We start from the raw sequence: 18,651 nt of genomic DNA on the forward strand, positions 1-18,651 counted from the left end.
GACCCCTGAGCGTGGCGGGCCGCGTGTCAGCCGCCGGAATCGCCGCTGTCGGTACCACCCGTATCGGTACCGCTATCGCCGCCGGAATCGGCTTCGCCGCCGGTATCGCTTTCGGTACCCGCGTCCGGCGCCTGAGTGACTGTCGGCGCGGTCCCCTCGGCTCCGGCGGTCGGCTGCCCGGGCATCGGACCGGGGCCGTTGCCCTGTGGCTGACCCTGCGGTTGCGTCTGGCTACGCGGATTGGGTTGCAGTCCGGGTACCGGGATGGTTATACCGGGCAGGATCTCGACCTGGCTCGGCTCGATCACCACGGGGGGTTCGAAACTCGGCATCGTCGTGGACGGCGGAGTGAACGGGGCCGTCCACTTCGGGACGCCCGCCTGGCCCTTGATCGGTGCGGGTTTCGGGAATTTCTCGTTGGGTGTGCCCTGGAGGGCACCGTCCATCGTGTCCTTCCAGATATCCGATGGCAGGCTCGAACCGTAGATCATCGCGCCGCCGTAGTTGCGCAGCGGCGAGTTGTCGGTGGTGCCCACCCAGACCGCCGTGGACAGCGACGGCGTGTACCCCACCATCCACGCGTCCTTGTTCTCTCCGGTATCACCCAGCTGCGCGGTACCGGTTTTTGCGGCGGAGGGACGGCCACCGGCGAGTCCGTGGTTGCGCGAGTACGCCGCGATCGGCTCCATGGCCGCGGTCACGTTGTCGGCGACCGCCTCCGAAACCCGGCGTTCTCCGGCGACATCGCCGCGGTCCAGCAAGACCTGCCCGTCGGCAGTGACGACCTTGGTCACGAAATGCGGTTTGTGGTACATCCCGGACGCCGCCAGCGTCGCATAGGCGGAGGCCATATCCAGCGGGCGGGCCTGGTACTGGCCGAGCACGATACCGTTGTTCGGGCCCGCGCCTCCGGGTTCGGTCAGCGTGGGGCCCAGGCCCGGAAGCTCTTCCGGGATGCCCAGTTTGTGGCCCATATCGGCGATCTTCTGGGGGCCGTTCTGCATCTCCAGCTGCATCCGGTAGAAGCTGGTGTTCAGGGATCGTTTCAACGCTTCGGCGATGGTGCAGACCCCGCAGTCTTCGCCTTCGACGTTGGTGATCTTGATGCCGTTGACCGTGACGGGCGTGCTGTCGTACATCTGCGACAGCGGAATACCCATTTCGAGGTTCTGTGCCAGGCCGATCACCTTGAACGAGGAACCGGTTTGCAGGGCGGCATTGGCGAAGTCGTAGCCGTAGCCGTCCTCACCGCCGTAATAGGCACGTACCGCACCGGACTTCGGGTCGATCGAAGCCACCGCGGTACGTAGTTTGTCCGGTTCGCCTTCCATATTCGTCCGCGCGGCGTTCACCGCGGCCTGCTGTGCCTGGTGATCGATCGTGGTGGTGATCTGCAGGCCGGCGGTGTTCAGCTGCTGTTCGCTGATTCCGGCCTCGGAGAGTTCGCGCAGCACCTGCGCCTTGATATGGCCCTCCGGGCCCGAGGAATCGGTTTTCTGCCCGGTCGCCGCGGACGACGAGACCACTTCGGGATAGGTCATGCCCGCGCGTTCGTTGCGGTCGAGGTTGCCGCCGGCGACCATGCCGTCGAGCACATAGTTCCAGCGGGTCTCGGCGCCTTCCGGATTCGATTCCGGGTCGAGAAGCGACGGCAACTGGATGGTCGCGGCGAGAACGGCGCCCTCGGCGACGTTCAACTCCTGCACCGGTTTACCGAAATAGGCCTTGGCGGCCGCGTCGATACCGTAGGCGCCACGGCCGAAATAAATGGTGTTCAGGTAGGCGGTGAGGATTTCGTCCTTGCTCCACTGCCGGGCCATCTTCGCCGAGATGACCAGTTCGTGCAGCTTACGGGTGTAACTGCGTTCGTCACCGACCAGCGCGTTCTTCACGTACTGCTGGGTGATCGTCGAACCACCGCCGGCGCTTTCGCGGCCGAGCAGGTTATCGCGCGCTGCGCGGGCGAAACCGGAAATGGAGAAACCGGGGTTGCTGTAGAAGTCGCGGTCTTCCGCGGCGATCACGGCGTTGCGCACATGCGGCGGAATCTGGTCGATCGTCACATCGGTGCGGTTGCCCTGCGGTGGAACGACGCGGGTGATCTCCGTTTCCCCGTCCTCGGCGAGGATCGTCGCGACCTGATTGGTTTTGAGATCACCCGGTTCCGGGACCGACACCGTGGAATAGGCAACCAGGAATACCGTGCTCGGCACCACGATGGCCAGTGCCACCAGGACATAGGCGATCCGGCGCGCGATCTTCCAGCGGTTCTTGCGTTTCTGGCCGGGACCACGGCCCTCGGGGCCGCCTGGACCACCCGAACGATTCCCGCCGGGCCTCCGCGGCGGTGGGCCACCACCGGGTCCGGAACGGTTACGTGCCCGGCCCTCGGCGCCGGCGGCCCGCCGCTCCCCGGTGTTCGGCCCGGGACGGGTGGCCGCGCTGGGGCCGGCCGGGGTGCGTTCGCGCCGGGTGGCCTCTGCGGACCCGGCGGGATTCTGCATTTTCACGGTGCCCTGTTCACCGCGTTGCGGGCCCGGTGCACCCGGGCGGCCCATCCGCTGTGTCGACTGATTGGGCGGCGGTGGGCCACCCTGCGGCGGGCGCCCGGGCAGTGGGCCGCCCGGGGGACCGGGACGCTGCGGGGGCTGCGGCCCTCGGGGCCCCGGCGGCATACCGCCGGCGTTGGGCCCTGGACGCCGGCCGCCGGGGCCGGGACGCGGCGGGGCGACAGCCGGGTGGGGCCCGCTGTTGGCGGGTGGCCGCGGACCGGCCGGGCCCGGACGCGGGCCGCCCGCCGCCGGGCGGGGGCCGGTCGCGGGACCGGGGCGCGGACCGGGACGTGGACCACCCGGGCCGGGCGGTCGTCCACCGGGCCCCGGACGGGGAGCGTTGGCGTTCGGCACGGGACCGCGATTCGGTGACCCCGGACGCTGCTGCGGTTCCCGGCCCGGCACCGGCCCACGGGGGCCGCGACCACCGCGCGGGTCATCGCCGGATGGGGGCTCGTAGGGCGAAGTCACTGACAAGGTCTCCAAAGCTCGTATCGGTCTGATGGGCCGGTGCTCCGGTGCCCCATGGCACTCGGCGCGGACACCATCATCGGGCCGGGCGGGTTCATTCCGCGGCGGTGCGCCGATTCACTCGGGAACGCGACCGCCGTTGCGGCGTCTTCCCGAGTACATAGGACTGCACCAGATGATTCCAGCTGCAGGTCCGGCACACCTCGACGACATGAACCGAGAACTCTTCTCTGGACTCGGCCAGGCGCACCAGCTCTTCCGGGCTGCGCGCAGAACCCGCGATCGGCCCCAGGCCGTCGCCGTAGACCCAGGATACGAGAGTGAGTTGTTCCTTCCGGCAGATAGGGCATGTGACCTCGCTCCCCCGGCCGTGAAATTTGGCCGCACGCAGCAGGTAGGGATTGGCGTCACATACCTCGGCGACATCGACACGGCCCGCATAGACGTCAGCCAGCAGCGACTTGCGCCGGAGCGCATAGTCCACCACTTGCCGCTGAATTCGCACGCCCCCAGAGTAGCCGTGTTGTATTGCTGCCGCCCACGGCCGGATTGGATCCGGGTGGACGGTCTGGTCGAGACGGCGCCGGCCATCCGCACCGGATCGACCTCCTCGGGAACCTCCGAGTGTGGCGCGAAAACGGGCGTGGGGGCGGCCGTCCGGGCGGGGTCGGCCCCCTGCAGAGCCATTGGCGCATTTGCGCCAATGGCTTCCGGGCGGTTGGGCCGTTGAGTGGCTGTCGCCACAGAAAGGAACCGAGATCGTTCCGAGAAGCCCTGCGCAACGTAGAATTCGCTGGTGTCGACAGGAGTTCCGGGCCGGACCCGAGCGCGCGATATCGATCGCGCCCGAACCGCCGGAAATTTGGATGCGGCCTACGCCGAAGGCCAGCTGAGCGCCGCCGAATATCACGACCGCATCGCTGCGGCCCGGGTCGCGAAAACGCTGGGTGAACTGTCCGATCTCGTGGCCGACCTGCAGCAGGTCGCCGACGCTCCGCCCGCGGTCGTTCCGGCACCACGGTCCGAATATCCGCCGAGTACCCGGGCCCGGACCGTCGACCGCCGGGCAGCCGGCGAACTGCTCGACCGTGCCTACGGCGAAGGCCAGCTGACCGAAGACGAACATCGCGCGGCCACCGAGCTGCTCGCCGAGGCCACCACCCTCGGCGACCTCGCGGATATCACCGCGGACCTCCAGGGCTCGCGGCCCACTCCGGTGGCGCCCCGCCCGCCCGCTTCCGGCCGCTCGGGTCGCTATTTCGCCGTCCTCACCGCCGCCGCGCTGGCAGTGGCATTCGGTGCGTACATGCTCGCCGGCCGCGATACCGGCTCCGCGGCGAGCGCGCCGCCCCCGGCAGCCGTGGCGCCGGTACCCGAGGACCCCCGGCCGGCGCCTGGGGAACCCGAGCCGTTGGTTTTCGCCCCGCCGAACCTCGTGACCGGCGCCGGGCTCGCCCAGTTCATCGCCGAGTACCGCGAGCGCTTCGGCGATACCGTCGCCGACGAGGTCTGGCTGTACGACGACCACGGAGATATCGAACGTGCCGTACCCGGGCAGCCGAACCGCCTGGTGAGCTACGACTATCGGGGCGGTTTCCACCAGTCCGACGATCTCACCACCCGCCCGGTCGATACCCCGACCGTGGACCTGGGCGCGCTCGATACCGGCGCGATCGGCCGGGTGCTGACCGATGCCCCGGCGATCGCCCGCGTCCCCGACGGCGTGGTCACCCATATGAGCTTCGATATCGAGACCTTCCCGCCGCATGCCGGCGCACCCACGGTCAGCGTCTACGTCTCCAATTCGTTCGACGAGAGCGGATGGCTGATGGTCGGTCCTGCGGGCGAAGTCCTGCGGGTCTGGCCGTTCGAGGGATGAGGGACCGGTAATGGCGAAGAAAGAACAGGTCAGGGCGCGTGATCGCGATCGGGTCGAGGTAGGCGCGCTGCTGGATGCGGCGCTGGCGGATGGGCAGTTGACGGCCGACGAACATGCCACCCGCACCCGCTCGGCGATGCGGGCGAAATTCACCACCGACCTGGACCGACTCGTCCGCGATCTACAAGTGCCCGGCGAACTGGCCGGCGCCGCAATCCTGGGCGGCGACCGCCGGTCCCGGCCCTGGTGGATACCGGTCGCGGTGTTGGCGGCCGCGGCCGTGCTCGGCGGCGGGGTCGGGTTCGTTGCGCGAAACGACCCGGCGCCGGGTATCGCCGCGGCTGTGGAGGCCGAATCCGAGACCGAGGCGCTGCCGAACCTGCTCACCGCCGATGGATTGACCTATTTCATCGACACCTACCGGCAGGAGTTCGGCGACACGGTGATCGATACGGCCACGGTGTATCCGGACTTTCTGCTGGTCCAGCGGTTGGTCGGGGGTAGCGCTCGCAACTTCCACTTCACCGCCGAGGGGTTCGACGAGGTCGGGGTCGAGGTGCCCAGCAACGCGGACGGGCGGCCGATCGATCTGGCCGATATCGACCTGACGACATTGGCTGCCGTACTGGCGGGAGCCCCGGCCTCGGTCCGGTTGGAGCAGGGTGCGGTCGAACATCTCGGCATCGGGTTCGAACCGATCGCGCCGGCCGATGCCGGGCCGGTGATCCAGATCTTCGTCGAGGATCCCGCGGGCGATACCGGCCACCTGTCGGTCTCGTTCGCCGGTGTGCCGCTGGAGGTATTTCCCGCGCGCTGAGCGGCCGGGCGTCATGCCCGACTGCGGCGTCGTCCTCGGTTGCCGCCTGCCCGTCCGGACGACAGTCGGAGGTACTCGCCCTCGTCGGTTCGGTCGCGTCGCCGGGTCTGAGCGCCGCCGAAGGTGGGTGATGCACCTGGCTGCCACCTGTGATGTAGCGGACTGAACTATGCACGGTTATATCGCTCCGATATAGTTGGTAATCGCATCCATTGGTTAGGTCTGTACGGAAGTCAGGGGGTGAAGCCCGGTGCTCGAACTGGCAATCCTCGGGCTGCTCCTGGAAGCGCCCATGCACGGCTACGAGCTGAAGAAACGGCTCACCGGCCTGCTCGGGGCGTTTCGGGCTTTCTCCTACGGATCGCTGTATCCGACCTTGAAACGTATGCAGGCGGATGGGCTGATCGCAGAGGAGGCGCCCGAGGGCATGGTGACGACCCGCCGAGCCCGGCGGGTGTACCAGCTGACACCGGCGGGCCGGGAGCGGTTCGGCGAGCTATTGGCCGATACCGGTCCGCAGAACTACACCGATGACGGCTTCGGCGTCCACTTGGCCTTCTTCAGCCGCACTCCCGCAGAAGCGCGGATGCGGATCCTGGAGGGCAGGCGGCGTCAGGTCGAGGAGCGCCGAGAGGGGCTGCGGGAGGCGATCAAGAAGGCGAGTGGCTCGCTGGATCGCTACACCCGCCAACTCCATCAACTCGGACTCGAATCAAGCGAGCGCGAAGTGCGCTGGCTCAACGAGTTGATTGCGGCGGAGCAATCGACGAAGGCGGCACCACAGAAAGAGGGAAATACCGGCCATGAGTAGTGGAGACACCAATAAGTCCAGTGTTCGCGTCGCCATCGTGGGTGTGGGCAACTGCGCCTCCTCGCTCGTGCAGGGCGTGCAGTACTACCGGGACGCCGACGATACGGCGACGGTGCCCGGCCTGATGCACGTGCGGTTCGGCCAGTACCACGTTCGTGACGTGCAGTTCGTGGCCGCCTTCGACGTGGACGCCAAGAAAGTCGGCTTCGACCTGTCCGAGGCGATCTTCGCCAGCGAGAACAACACCATCAAGATCTCGGACGTGGCGCCGCTCGGTGTCACCGTGCAGCGCGGCCCCACCCTCGACGGCATCGGCAAGTACTACGCCGAAACCATCGAACTCGCCGAAACCGACCCGGTCGACGTCGTCCAGGTGCTGAAAGACGCCGAGGTCGACGTGCTGGTCTCCTACCTGCCCGTCGGTTCCGAGGAAGCGGACAAGTTCTACGCCCAGTGCGCTATCGACGCCGGTGTGGCCTTCGTCAACGCGCTGCCGGTGTTCATCGCCTCGGATCCGGAATGGGCCGAGAAGTTCCGCGCCGCGGGGGTGCCGATCGTCGGCGACGACATCAAGAGCCAGGTCGGCGCGACCATCACCCACCGGGTCATGGCGAAACTGTTCGAGGATCGCGGCGTGCAGCTCGACCGCACCATGCAGCTGAACGTCGGCGGCAACATGGACTTCAAGAACATGCTCGAGCGGGAGCGCCTGGAGTCGAAGAAGATCTCCAAGACGCAGGCTGTCACCAGCAACCTGAAAAAGGAGATGGGTGTCGGCGATGTGCACATCGGCCCGTCGGATCACGTCGGCTGGCTCGACGACCGTAAGTGGGCCTACGTCCGGCTGGAGGGCCGCGCGTTCGGTGATGTGCCGCTGAACCTGGAGTACAAGCTCGAGGTCTGGGACTCCCCGAACTCGGCGGGCATCATCATCGATGCGGTACGCGCCGCCAAGATCGCCAAGGACCGCGGAATCGGTGGCCCCGTGCTGCCGGCATCGGCGTACCTGATGAAGTCCCCGCCGGAGCAGATGGCCGACGACGTCGCCCGCGCCCAGCTGGAAACCTTCATCACCGGCTGATTGGGGTGTTGCGGGCAGCGCGCCCGGGGAGCCTCGGGTGAGCTGGGTCTGCGGGGTGGGCTGCCCGCAGCCGGGTGTTCGCTGCCGCAAAGGTTGCGGGTGGGCTGCTCGCAAAGGCTCTGTGTTTTTGGCGCGCTGACGCGCGCGGGGGTTTGGCCCCCTTGGTCCGTGCTCTCCGCCCGCGATACTCGCGGCTGCGCCGTATTGTCTCGCGGGCGGAAAGCACGGACGGGCCAAACCCTTCAAGTGCCTGGCTGAACTCGGCGCCGCCGTGGTTGCGTTGGGACTCGAGGAGCTTGCCTGAGCTCGGCGTCGCTGTGGTTGCCCTCAGGACGGGATCGGGCCGCGGAGAGCCCGAACGGCGCTGCTCAGTCGAGGGATACGTATACCTCGACCGAGGTGGGGCCGGTGTAGCGTTCGAGTTCGGCGGTGTGGGAGCGGGTTATCGTGCCCGCTTTCTCCGCTTCCCGGACGCGGGCCCACGCCGTGCGCAGCAGGTCGTACGGTTTTTCGGTGACCACGAATTTCGCGTAGCGACCGGCCGGAACACGGGTGAGTACATCGCCCGGATCGAGGTCGGTGAGGCCGGTGATCTCGTAGCCGAGGACCGCCACCGCGTGATCGTCCTGCCCGATGTAGGCGGCGACGCGGGGCACGTCCTTCTCCCGGCTCAGATAGCGATCCCAGGTGAAGTTGACCAGGTCCAGATCGCGGGCCGATACCTCACGGCCCGCCAGCGGAACGGTGAGCCCGGCGACCATACTCTCGTCGAGGGTGACAATTTCGAAATCCACAGCTTCCTACCTGCCCGCCGAATCGTCTTCTGCCAGTGCCACGAAAACCTCCACCGTGTGCTCGTCCGGATACCGTTCGTGATCCCCGGTATAGGACCGCACCAGACGGCCGGCGGCTTCGGCATCCCAGATGGCGCGCCACAGGGTCACGATGGTTTCGCCGAGATTCTCACCGCTGAGGGTGAACCGGGCGTACCGCCCGGCGGGGATCCGGGCGAGCACATCCCCGGGTAGTAGATCGTCGAGGCCGCGGCAGCGGTAACCGATGATATGGGTCAGGTACGAATTGATCTCGGGGGCATGATCGACGAACGCGCTGGCCGGCGGTCCGGGTAAGGCCCGGGACAGATTGAGTTTCCACGCCTCCTCCACTTTCTTACGGCGCGGCCCTTCCACAGCGAGGGCTGGGCTGCGAAGCACCATTCCCGCCACCAGCGTTTCCGGGCGGTCAACGACATTGAATTCCACCGGCGTAGCCCCTATGTCTCGTCATCCGTCGTCGCTCCAGCGCATATCCTCCCGCACGCCCGTCCCGGCACGAGCGTGGGCCCGGTGCCGGTCGGTCGGATGGGCGACATCTCACTCTGGCCAACGATGCTGCCATGCCGGCCGTTCCTTCGTCGGTATCCCGAGCGGAAATCCGTGGATCACGGCACCGGAACGGTAACGCCGGGCAGTATTTCGACCACCCGCGGTGGTGGCGGAGGCGGTGGCGGTGGTGGCGGCGCGATGATCGGCGGTGCGGGCGCGGGCGGTGCGGGCTGTGGCACGGGCTCGGGTTCGTACTCCGGTTCGGGCACATACGGTTCGGAGGCAGGCGGGATGACGATGAACGGCTGCTGCTGTTGCTCCGGTTCCGGCTGCGGTGGCGGATTGAGGATGTCGTACGGGTTGCCCGAGGGCTGTTGGCCGGTCCCGGGCGCCGCTGCCGGCGGCGGCGCGGGGGCGGGGGTGCCGATCTGTTCCACTGGGGTATCGGCGAGCGCACCGTCCATGGTCTGTTTCCAGATATCGGCGGGCAGTCCGGAACCGTAGATGCGACCGCCGCCCGCGGTCGTGATCGGCAGATTGCGTTCGGTGCCGATCCATACCGCGGTCGACAGCGAGGGCGTGAAACCGACCATCCAGGCGTCCTTGTTCTGCCCGGTGTCACCCAACTGGGTGGTGCCGGTCTTGGCGGCCGAGGGGCGCCCGCTCAACCCGTGACCGTTGGAGTAGTCGGCGATCGGCAGCATGGCCGTGGCAGCCCGTGCCGCGATATCCGGGGGAATGCGCTGTTCGGACGGCGGCGGTTGTTCTCCGGTCTGCTGCTGCGGGTCGCTGCTGCGGTCCAGCAGAACCTGCCCGTCGCCGCGAACCACCCGCTGTACGAAATACGGCGGGTAGTAGCGGCCCCCACCGGCGATGGTCGCGTAGGCCGAGGCCATGTCCAGGGGCCGCACCAGGTAGGTGCCCAGCACGATCGACGGCATGGGCTCCTCACCCATCTCGGTCAGCGACTTCCCCGGCACACCGGGGATATCGTGCGGTATCCCGGCCTGGTGCGCGGCGTCGGCGATGGCCTGTGGACCATTGTTCATGGCGAGGGTGAGCCGGTAGAAACTGGTGTTGAGGGAGCGTTTGAACGCTTCGGACAGCGGGCACGTCCCGCAGGATTCGTCCTCGACATTGCGTACCTCGACGCCGTTGACGTTCACCGGTGCGCTGTCGAACGCACGGGACAGCGGAATTCCCTGCTGTAGCGCGGCCAGCACCGCGAAGGTCTTGAACGCCGAACCGGTCTGCACCGGCGCCTGGGCGAAATCGAATCCGATACCGTCGGCGCCGCCGTAGTACGCACGTACCGCGCCCGACCGCGGGTCGATGGATACCACCGCGCTGCGCAGGTCCGGCGGCTGCCCACCGAGACTTTCGCCGGCAGCCGCCTGCGCGGCCTGCTGTGCCTTGGCGTCGATCGTGGTCACGATGCGCAGGGCGCCGGTGTTCACCACTTCCTGCGATATCCCGGCGGCCGCGAGTTCGCGCAGTACCTGGGCCTTGATATGCCCTTCCGGTCCGCGTTCGACGATGTTCTCGTCGAATACCGGCGGCGGGATCGTGGGCGGGAAAACGACTGTGTCACGTTCACCGGGCGCCAGCGACCCCATCGCCACCATCCCGTTGACGACGTAGTTCCACCGTTGCAGCAGCTGCGGAAGTTTCGTCTCCGGGTCCAGCCCGGACGGGGAGCGGATGAGTGCGGCCAGTACAGCCCCCTCGGCAACGGACAGTTCGGCGACTCCCTTACCGAAGTAGGCATGCGCACCCGCCTCGATCCCGTAGGCGCCGCGCCCGAAGTAGATGGTGTTGAGGTAGGCGTGCAGGATCTCGTCCTTACTCCACTCCCGTGCCATCTTGGCGGAGATGATCAGCTCATGCGCCTTACGGCTCACCGTTCGCTCGGGGCCGAGGAAGGCGTTCTTGACGTACTGCTGGGTGATGGTGGAGCCGCCGCCCGCATCGGCCCGGCCGAGAGCATTGTCGCGCAGGGCGCGGAGCAGGCCGGTGGGGGAGAAACCGGGGTTGTCGTAGAAGTTGCGGTCCTCCGCGGAGAGTACGGCGTCGCGGACGTGGACCGGCACCTGTTCCAGTGGTACCGGGGTGCGGTTGCCCTCGGGCGGCACCACCTTGGCCAGCTCCGTGGTGCCGTCGGAGGCGGTGATCGTGGCGGTCTGGTCCACCGGCACGGTTCCGGCCGCCGGGATCTCCGCGCTCCAGTACACCAGCGCCACCAGCAGCGCGGGGACGGCGACCAGGATGATGAACAGCCACAGGATCAGGTGGCGGATACGCTGGCCCCGGGTACGGGGCGGGCGGCGGTACTGGGGAGGCCGGGGCGGCCGGGGTCGCCCACCGGTGTCGAGCTGATTCCAACCGGCGAGCGAGGGATACTGGGGCGATCTGGGAGTGCTGTGGCCACGCGGGGGTCGGAACGAGCTCACGATCATCTCCTCCCGGAGCGTCGGAAAAACTCAGGCGCACCACCGCCCGACCCCAGGATACCCAGTGATCAGCTTTTGACTCCGCCTGCGGTCAGTCCGGAGATGATGCGTCGCTGGAACACCAGTACCAGAATTACCAGCGGCACGGTCACCAGCGTGCCGGCCGCCATAATCGACGCATACGGCTCTACCTGGGGATTGTTCCCGGAAAAGCGCGCGATGGCCACTGTCACCGGTTCCGTGTCGCTACCGGAGAGCACCCGGGCGAGCAGATACTCGTTGACCGCGGCGATGAACGCCAGGATCGCGGTGGTGAACACCGCGGGTGCCGCCAGCGGCAGCATCACGAGCCGGAAAGCCTGCAACCTGCTGGCCCCGTCGATCCGGGCGGCCTCCTCGAGCTCCCACGGCAGATCGGCGAAGAACGACGCCAGGATGTAGACCGTCAGCGGCAGTACGAAGGAGATATTGGGCAGGATCAAGGCCTGGTATCTGCCGATCCAGCCGATATCGGTGAACAGCTGGAACAGCGGGGTCACCAGGACGACCACGGGGAACATCGAAGCGCTCAGGATCACCCCCGACACCAAGTAGCGGCCCTTGAAGGTGAGCCGCGCCAGCGCATAGGCCGCCATCACGCCGATGACCAGCGCGATCGCCGTGCTGGCCGCGCCGATGATCACACTGTTGAGCAGTGCCTTGCCGAAATCGTTACCGCGGCTGGTGTCGAAGACATCGCGGAAGTTGTCGAGGGTGATGTGTGTGGGCCACGGGGTGGGATCGAAGGTGTAGGCGGGGTCGCGGAACGCGGTTACCGCCATCCAATAGAACGGGCCCAGCCCCCAGAGCAGCACGATGAGCGCGCCCACGTAGATACGAGCCGAGCCGAGACGGCGCCGCCAGGACCGGCGGGGCCGGGCGGGGGTACCGGTTTGCTGTGTAGTCACCGCGGTCATGCCTTCCGCTGCTCTTCCTGCGTCCGCACCGCGTTCGCGCCCAGTACCTTCACCAGGACGAAGGCCACCGCGAAGATCAACAGGAAGGTGATCGTCGAGAGCGCCGCCGCGCTGTTGGGACCCTGCCGGGTCTGCTCGACCACCAGGACCGACAAGGTCCGGGTGGCCGGCAAGTTATCGGTCATGATGGCGGGCAGGTCGTACATGCGCAGCGCGTCCATGGCGCGGAACAGCACCGCGACCAGCAGCGCCGGTTTCAGCAGCGGCATCGTCACCTGGGTGAACCGCTGCCAGGCCGAGGCACCGTCGACCCGGGCCGCCTCGTACACATCGTTCGGGATGATCTGCAGCCCCGCCAGCAGCAGCAGTGCCACGAACGGCGCGGTTTTCCACACATCGGCGGCGATCACCGCGAAGCGGGCGGGCCAGGTGTCGGAGGTCCACAGGATCTCCGTGTCGAAAATCGTGTTGACCAGGCCGTCGTACTGGAACATGAACTCCCAGAGCCGCGCCGTCACCGCGGTCGGGATGGCCCACGGGATCAGTACCGCCGCGCGCAGCAGCGCCCGGCCCCGGAACGTTTTGCCCATGACGATCGCCATGCCGAGCCCGATCACGACCTCGAGCGTCACCGTCACCACGGCGAAGAACAGCGTCACCCCGACGGCGCCCCAGAATTCGGAGCCCAGGTTGCCGGTGGGGCATTCGGTGACACCGCCGGTGATCACCTGGCATTGGCCGACCAGCCAGTGCAGGTAGTTGTAGAAGGTGCTTTCCCCGTTGTCCACGAAGCGGCCGGTGACGGCGTCGAGCTGATCGTCGTAATGAAACGACATCCACAGCGCGCGCAACACCGGATACCCGATCACCACGGCGAGGGCTATCAGCACCGGCGCGACGAACAGCCACGCCCTGCCTGTCATCCGCACGTCGTCGCGCAACTTCAGGGCCGTCCCGCCGGTACGCGCTGCGTTCGCGGGCTCATCTGTACGGACCGACGCCTGCGCGTCCGTTCCGGAAGGATCCGACACCGTTCTCTCTCCTGGCTCGCCGGGTCCGGTTGAACAGTAACTACGATCCGGCCGTCTCGATACCCTTCTGCATGCCGATGATCGCGTCGTTCACGGACTTGGTTCCGGTCAGGGCAGCATATGCGTTGTCCTGAATGGCTTTGGACACCGCCGGATAGAACGGGGTGACCGGTCGGGGCACCGCGCTGGCGATGGAATCCTTGAGGGCGGGCAGGTACGGCATCTTGGCGATGAGCGCCGGGTCGTCGTAGATCGAGGCCCGCACCGAGGGCAGTGCGCCGGAGGCGACGATGTGCTGCGCCTCCTCGCTGATCAGGTACTTCAGGAAATCCAGTGCGGTGGCCTTGTTCTCGGAGTACGCGCTGATCGCGGCGTTGTAGCCGCCGAGTGTGGAGGCACCGATCCCGGTGTCGCCGGGCAGCGGGGCCACACCGAATTCATCCTTCACCGCCGACGATTCCGATGCGGCGTCACCGTAGGTGGACGGCCAGCTGCGCAAGAACATGAGCTTGCCCTGGTTGAATGCGGCGCCGCTTTCCGGCTCCTGGAAGGTGACGGCTTCGCGGGGGATATCGCCGACTTTGTAGGCATCCACCAACTGTTGGAGCCCGGCTCGTGATTCGGCACTGTTCACGGTCGGGGTACGGCCGTCGGTGCCGACGAAGGTACCGCCGAACGCATTGATCACCTCGGCGGTGTTCACCGTCAAACCCTCGTACGGCGCGAACTGGCCCGCATAGCAGCCGATCTGCTGTTCCCGCGCGATCGGGCAGCTTGCCAGCATCTCCGACCAGGTGCGCGGCGGGTCGGGAACCAGATCCTTGCGGTAGAACAGCAGGCCACCATTGGTGTTGCGGGGTGCGGCGTAGAGGGTGCCGTTGTAGGTGGCGCTGGCGACCGGCGGGGACAACAGCGGTGCGGTATCGATCGCGAACTGTCCCTCCAGCGGCTGGATCCAGCCCTTGGCAGCGAACTCCGCGGTCCACGGGACATCCAGTGCCACCACGTCGTAGTCCGGTGATTTCGCCCGCATATGTTCGACCAGATCGTCGTACTGGGCGGAGGCGTCGTTGGACTGTTCCTTGTAGGTGACCTGCTCGTCGGGGTGGGTGGCATTCCAGCGGTCGATCAGCTGTTTCACCGCACCGGTTTCGGTGGTGTCCTTACCTTCGACGTAGGTGATCGGGCCGCGGCCGTCCTGGTTCCTGCTGAGCTGCTCATCGGTATCGCTGGTGTTGCATGCGGTGGCAAAGGTCACAGTCAGCAGCGCGATCGGCCAAAGCACGAGCGCGGCACGTAGAGACGGCACCTTCTTGAAAGCCATCGCGGAACTCCAGGGTCGACACGTGAGCGGCAGCACAAGGCAACATACATGGTGTGAACGTCGCGTGTGGGGTACTCCTGTGGCGAAGGAGCTCCCGCTCATCGCCCGGTCGGCGTTCGGCGGTCCCGCAATTGGCATAAACCACAGGTAGGAGGGTCGCGCCGGTCGGTGTGCTGCGCCTCTCGCGATCGCGCCCTTCGGTCGTGACGGCCGGCGGCGTGATTAGGCTGGGTCGCGATGTCCGTCGCGAACGCAGTATCCGAACGCCTGCTCACCAGGATCGGTGGACTGCTGCGCCAAGCCGAGTCCACCGACAACGAACACGAGGCCGAGGCATTCCTCGCCGCCGCCCAGCGCCTGGCCACCCGCTCCTCGATCGACCTGGCGGTGGCGCGGGCGCACACCCGGGACCGGGAACGCGGCGCGGCGCTCGTCCAGCGGATGATTCCGATCGGCGAACCCGGCCGCAAAGGTCTGCGCACCTACGTCCAGTTGTTCGTGGCCATCGCCGACGCCAACGATGTGCGCTGCGATGTCGCCCGCACCTCCACCCAGGTGTACGCGTACGGGTACGCCGCCGATATCGACGTCTGCGAGGCCCTGTACTCCAGCCTGCTGGTGCAGATGGTGCAGGCGTCGGATCGGTACATCAAATCCGGCGCACACCGGTCGGCGACGATGGAGAAGGTGGTCGTCGAACGGCGCCGCGGACGGCGGGTACGCCGGGTGGTCCGGGTTCCGGTGGCCGGGGTCACCGCCCGGCTCAACTTCCAGATGGCGTTCGCGGCGCGGGTCGGGGCGCGGCTGGCCGAGACCAGGAAAGAGGTGGAGCGGGCCGCCACCACGCGCGATACCCGCGCCGCCGAGCCGATTTCCGAAGAACAGGCCGCCGGGACCGCGCTCGCGTTGCGCGGCAAGGAACTCGAACTGGCCGATTTCTACAGTCGCAACTCCGAAGCCCGTGGCACCTGGCGTGGTCCGCAGACTTCCACCGGCTACGCACCGGACGCCCGGCAGGCCGGCGATCGCGCGGGCCGCGTGGCGCGGCTGGGTTTTTCGCCGGAACTGGATGCGGCGCGTGGACGGCTCGAGGGTTCGGGCGGGTAGTGGTGGCCCGGAACCCGATTCCGGCGAGTACCGCCCGGACGCCGCACGATCGAGCGCAACGATTACGCGGCACCGGCATTCCTGCCCGCCCGGCCGGGTTCGGGCGGCGCGCGGAATGAGCACCTTACGAGATTCTCAGCGCGCCAAGGTGTATGACGCCGAACAGCTGGTTCGCGCTGTATTCGACCGGGCCGACGAATTCGGGCGCCGCACGGTCGAAGTCCACGGTTCACGCCTGACCCTGCCCGCAGAGCGGAAATTCGCCTCGGTGGAATCGGTGCAGGAGTACTGCGATCGTGTCTTCCGCCTGAACTGGGTTGCGGCGGAGTGGGAACGGGCCGCGACGCCGATTCGGGTGCGTGCTCGGGCGGGAACAGTTGCGGCCCATTACGAATCCGGCCGCGATGTGCTCGCTGTGCCTGTTCACGGCAGTAGTTCCCGCCGCGGCGGCGGCCCATGGGCGTTGCGGGAGCTGGTGATACTGCACGAAATCGCCCATCACCTCGAGTCGCGCCCGGACGCTGTTGCCCCGCACGGCCCGGAATTCTGTGGCAGGTACGTCGATCTCGTCGAAGGTGTGCTCGGTCCCGAAGCGGGTCTACTCCTGCGAATCACCTTCTACGACAGCGGTGTATCGCTCACTTGAGCAGTGTCCACAGTAGGGGCATGCTCGCGAAGGCATGCCGTCGGTTTCGGTGCGCCGGGTCCGATTTTCGGGCCGGCATGAACACGGGTTGTCGCCGGGGTACGCAGGGGCCGGTGTGTGAATCCAACTTCTACGGTCGCACTCGACACAGCATATGGGTACAGGCGCATTCGGATTCTGTCACGGGCGGCCTCACTCACCGTGTCGACGGTCCAACACCTCCCATACCCGGGTGAGACGCTCTGTCCACCAGGCCCTGCGCTCGGGGTCGGGGTGCCGGTACTTCTCCAGTAGGGCGGGTTCCGGTGATGGAGCAGTGCGCGGGACGGGTAGATAGCCGTCCACCGGGCGCAGTGAATCGGCGACCAGGTCGCCTTCGAAAAGGGTCACCGTGCCCAGTCCGCAGGCGTGTTCCAGCTCCGGGAGCGCCCCTGCCAGAGCCAGCTGCGCGGACAACCCGATGCTGGTTTCGAGTGCCGAGGAGATCACGCAGGGCAGCCCTGCCGCCGCGGCCACTTCCAGGGCCCGCCGGACCCCGCCGAGCGGTGTGCATTTGATCACCGCGACATCCGCGGCGCCGGCGACGGCTACCCGCAACGGATCTTCCGCGCGCCGGATCGATTCATCGGCGGCGATCGGAACATCCACTTTGCGGCGGACTCCGGCGAGTTCCCCGATCGTTCGGCAGGGTTGTTCGACGTACTCCAAACCCCCTGCGGCGCGGTCGAGCTCGCGAATACTTCGGACGGCGGTGTCCACATCCCATACCGCGTTCGCGTCCACCCGGATCGCGCCACCGGGCCCGAGCGCCGACCGCACCGCTTCCACCCGGGCCAGATCCTCGGGCAGTGCGCCGGGGTGATCGGCGACCTTGACCTTCGCGGTCCGGCAACCCGAACCGGCGACGAGATCATATGCCCGGTCCGGCGCAATCGCGGGGACGGTGCAGTTGATCGGAATGCGATCACGTACGGGCTCCGGCCGGTCCGCGCCGACCTGCTCGACGGTGGTCGCCAGCCAGTTCGCGGCTTCGTGATCGTCGTATTCGGGGAATGGACAGAACTCACCCCACCCTCGCGGTCCGTGCAGGACTATGCCCTCGCGCACGGTGATCCCCCGGAACTTCGACCGCATCGGCATCGCGTAGACGGTGATGGAGTCGATCTCGGGCAGCTCGGTCACCGTCCTCACGTTAGTAGGGTGGCCGCCTGCTGTCCGCAGGGCCGGCCGAGAAGTATGTCCTGGCCCATCCCGTGGATGCGTTGTGCGTCAGACCGCGACGGGCTCGGCGCGCTCTGCCTCTTTGCGGTATTGCCCGGGGGCGAGGCCGAATCGGCGTTTGAATGCTTTGGCGAACGCGAATTCCGAGCTGTAGCCGGCCCTGCGTGCCACCGTGGACAGGGCATCGGCGCTCTCGCGTAACCGCTTGGCCGCGAGGATCATCCGCCAGCTCGTCACGTACGACAACGGTCCTTCGCCTATGGTGGCGACGAATCTGCGGGCCAGCGTTGCTCGGGAGACCCCGGCCGCCGCGGCCAGGTCGTCTACGGTCCACGGGCGTGCCGGATCGGCGTGCACGGCGCGTAATGCCGTTGCGACCGCTGGGTCGCCGAATGCCGCGGCCCATCCGGACGGTCGAGTATCGGCGTTGTCCTCCAGCCATGCCCGCAGGATGTACAGCAGCAACGTATCCAGGAGCGAGGGGATGAGGGCGTCTGTCCCGGCGCGTGGTTCGGCCAGTTCGGCGGCCAGCAGGTCTACCGCGCCGCGCAGGCCGGTGTGCCTGCCCAGTCGGGCGGGCAGATGCACGAACTCCGGTAGCCCGTCCAGCATCGGGTGCGGATGGCGCCGGTCGAGTGCGTACGCGCCGCACAGCAGCATGCTGCGCGGGCCGGGGCCGGTGATCTCCCGGGGTTCGCCGGGGCGGGCGGTCTCGGTGACGGGGGTGGCTGGATCGTCGGCGAGGACGTGGTCCGCGCCGCGTGGCATGAACACCACATCGCCGATCCCGAGCGCGATCGCGTCGCCGCCGGGTGTCCGCAGCCAGCACGACCCTTGCAGCACGACATGGAAGCCCGCGCCGGGCACCACCGGGTATTGCCGGCCCCACGGGGCGTGCCGGACGAACAAGCCGGAACTCGGACTGCTGGTGCGGATCGCGGAGACCGCATCGGAGAGGATGTCCACAAATAGATTGTATC

The 18,651-nt window shown here is 67.5% G+C and carries 16 protein-coding genes; 6 read left to right on the plus strand and 10 right to left on the minus strand.

Annotation, left to right across the window (positions count from 1 at the left end; all coding sequences use genetic code 11):
• Positions 1–26: 26 nt before the first annotated feature.
• Together NFL01S_RS26120 and NFL01S_RS26125 are read right to left on the minus strand one after the other, a co-directional pair.
• Positions 27–2,558 (minus strand): transglycosylase domain-containing protein, encoded by a 2,532-nt coding sequence (locus NFL01S_RS26120; protein WP_245670887.1) that lies wholly within the window; start codon positions 2,556–2,558, stop codon positions 27–29.
• Between the two features lie 559 nt (positions 2,559–3,117).
• Positions 3,118–3,528: a DUF5318 domain-containing protein gene (locus NFL01S_RS26125; protein ID WP_168433960.1), complete on the minus strand. Its 411-nt coding sequence runs from the start codon at positions 3,526–3,528 to the stop codon at positions 3,118–3,120.
• A gap of 291 nt (positions 3,529–3,819) precedes the next feature.
• On the opposite strand from NFL01S_RS26125, the gene NFL01S_RS36180 reads away from it, so the two are divergent.
• The 4 genes from NFL01S_RS36180 to NFL01S_RS26145 all read left to right on the plus strand — a co-directional run bounded on the left by NFL01S_RS36180 (position 3,820) and on the right by NFL01S_RS26145 (position 7,611).
• On the plus strand, positions 3,820–4,902 hold the full coding sequence (locus tag NFL01S_RS36180; protein ID WP_084493263.1) for a DUF1707 SHOCT-like domain-containing protein: 1,083 nt from the start codon (positions 3,820–3,822) through the stop codon (positions 4,900–4,902).
• A 10-nt stretch (positions 4,903–4,912) separates the two neighbouring features.
• Positions 4,913–5,719 (plus strand): DUF1707 SHOCT-like domain-containing protein, encoded by an 807-nt coding sequence (locus NFL01S_RS26135; RefSeq protein ID WP_062978943.1) that lies wholly within the window; start codon positions 4,913–4,915, stop codon positions 5,717–5,719.
• 250 nt (positions 5,720–5,969) lie between these two features.
• Positions 5,970–6,530 carry a PadR family transcriptional regulator gene (locus NFL01S_RS26140; protein ID WP_062978944.1) on the plus strand — a complete coding sequence of 187 codons (561 nt, stop codon included), beginning with the start codon at positions 5,970–5,972 and terminating at the stop codon, positions 6,528–6,530.
• A complete protein-coding gene (locus NFL01S_RS26145; protein WP_062978945.1) occupies positions 6,523–7,611 on the plus strand; it encodes an inositol-3-phosphate synthase in 1,089 nt (362 codons plus the stop codon). Before NFL01S_RS26140 ends, NFL01S_RS26145 begins: the two co-directional genes overlap by 8 nt.
• Before the next feature lie 368 nt (positions 7,612–7,979).
• Here NFL01S_RS26145 and NFL01S_RS26150 read toward each other — a convergent pair whose 3' ends face one another.
• From NFL01S_RS26150 to NFL01S_RS26175, 6 genes are all read right to left on the minus strand, one after another.
• Positions 7,980–8,405 (minus strand): GyrI-like domain-containing protein, encoded by a 426-nt coding sequence (locus NFL01S_RS26150; RefSeq protein WP_062978946.1) that lies wholly within the window; start codon positions 8,403–8,405, stop codon positions 7,980–7,982.
• A 6-nt stretch (positions 8,406–8,411) separates the two neighbouring features.
• The gene (locus NFL01S_RS26155; protein WP_062978947.1) at positions 8,412–8,873 is read right to left on the minus strand and encodes a GyrI-like domain-containing protein; all 462 of its coding nucleotides are present in this window, start codon (positions 8,871–8,873) and stop codon (positions 8,412–8,414) included.
• A gap of 179 nt (positions 8,874–9,052) precedes the next feature.
• Positions 9,053–11,392 carry a transglycosylase domain-containing protein gene (locus tag NFL01S_RS26160; protein WP_062978948.1) on the minus strand — a complete coding sequence of 780 codons (2,340 nt, stop codon included), beginning with the start codon at positions 11,390–11,392 and terminating at the stop codon, positions 9,053–9,055.
• A gap of 62 nt (positions 11,393–11,454) precedes the next feature.
• Complete coding sequence (locus NFL01S_RS26165) at positions 11,455–12,342, minus strand: carbohydrate ABC transporter permease (RefSeq protein WP_084493264.1); 888 nt, start codon at positions 12,340–12,342, stop codon at positions 11,455–11,457.
• Positions 12,339–13,265, minus strand: a complete 927-nt coding sequence (locus NFL01S_RS26170; RefSeq protein WP_062979001.1) for a carbohydrate ABC transporter permease — start codon at positions 13,263–13,265, stop codon at positions 12,339–12,341. Before NFL01S_RS26170 ends, NFL01S_RS26165 begins: the two co-directional genes overlap by 4 nt.
• Positions 13,266–13,413: 148 nt before the next feature.
• A complete protein-coding gene (locus NFL01S_RS26175; protein WP_062978949.1) occupies positions 13,414–14,697 on the minus strand; it encodes an ABC transporter substrate-binding protein in 1,284 nt (427 codons plus the stop codon).
• 237 nt (positions 14,698–14,934) lie between these two features.
• On the opposite strand from NFL01S_RS26175, the gene NFL01S_RS26180 reads away from it, so the two are divergent.
• Both NFL01S_RS26180 and NFL01S_RS26185 read left to right on the plus strand, forming a co-directional pair.
• Complete coding sequence (locus tag NFL01S_RS26180) at positions 14,935–15,804, plus strand: DUF2786 domain-containing protein (protein WP_062978950.1); 870 nt, start codon at positions 14,935–14,937, stop codon at positions 15,802–15,804.
• 115 nt (positions 15,805–15,919) lie between these two features.
• Complete coding sequence (locus NFL01S_RS26185) at positions 15,920–16,450, plus strand: TIGR04338 family metallohydrolase (RefSeq protein ID WP_062978951.1); 531 nt, start codon at positions 15,920–15,922, stop codon at positions 16,448–16,450.
• A 192-nt stretch (positions 16,451–16,642) separates the two neighbouring features.
• Here the strand turns inward: NFL01S_RS26185 and NFL01S_RS26190 are convergent, their stop codons facing one another.
• Both NFL01S_RS26190 and NFL01S_RS26195 read right to left on the minus strand, forming a co-directional pair.
• Positions 16,643–17,632, minus strand: a complete 990-nt coding sequence (locus NFL01S_RS26190) for an o-succinylbenzoate synthase (protein ID WP_084493265.1) — start codon at positions 17,630–17,632, stop codon at positions 16,643–16,645.
• An 87-nt stretch (positions 17,633–17,719) separates the two neighbouring features.
• Positions 17,720–18,637 (minus strand): AraC family transcriptional regulator, encoded by a 918-nt coding sequence (locus NFL01S_RS26195; RefSeq protein ID WP_062978952.1) that lies wholly within the window; start codon positions 18,635–18,637, stop codon positions 17,720–17,722.
• Between the last annotated feature and the right edge of the window lie 14 nt (positions 18,638–18,651).

It is taken from the genome of Nocardia flavorosea NBRC 108225, from assembly GCF_001613385.1.
In the GTDB taxonomy this organism is placed as follows: domain Bacteria; phylum Actinomycetota; class Actinomycetes; order Mycobacteriales; family Mycobacteriaceae; genus Nocardia; species Nocardia flavorosea.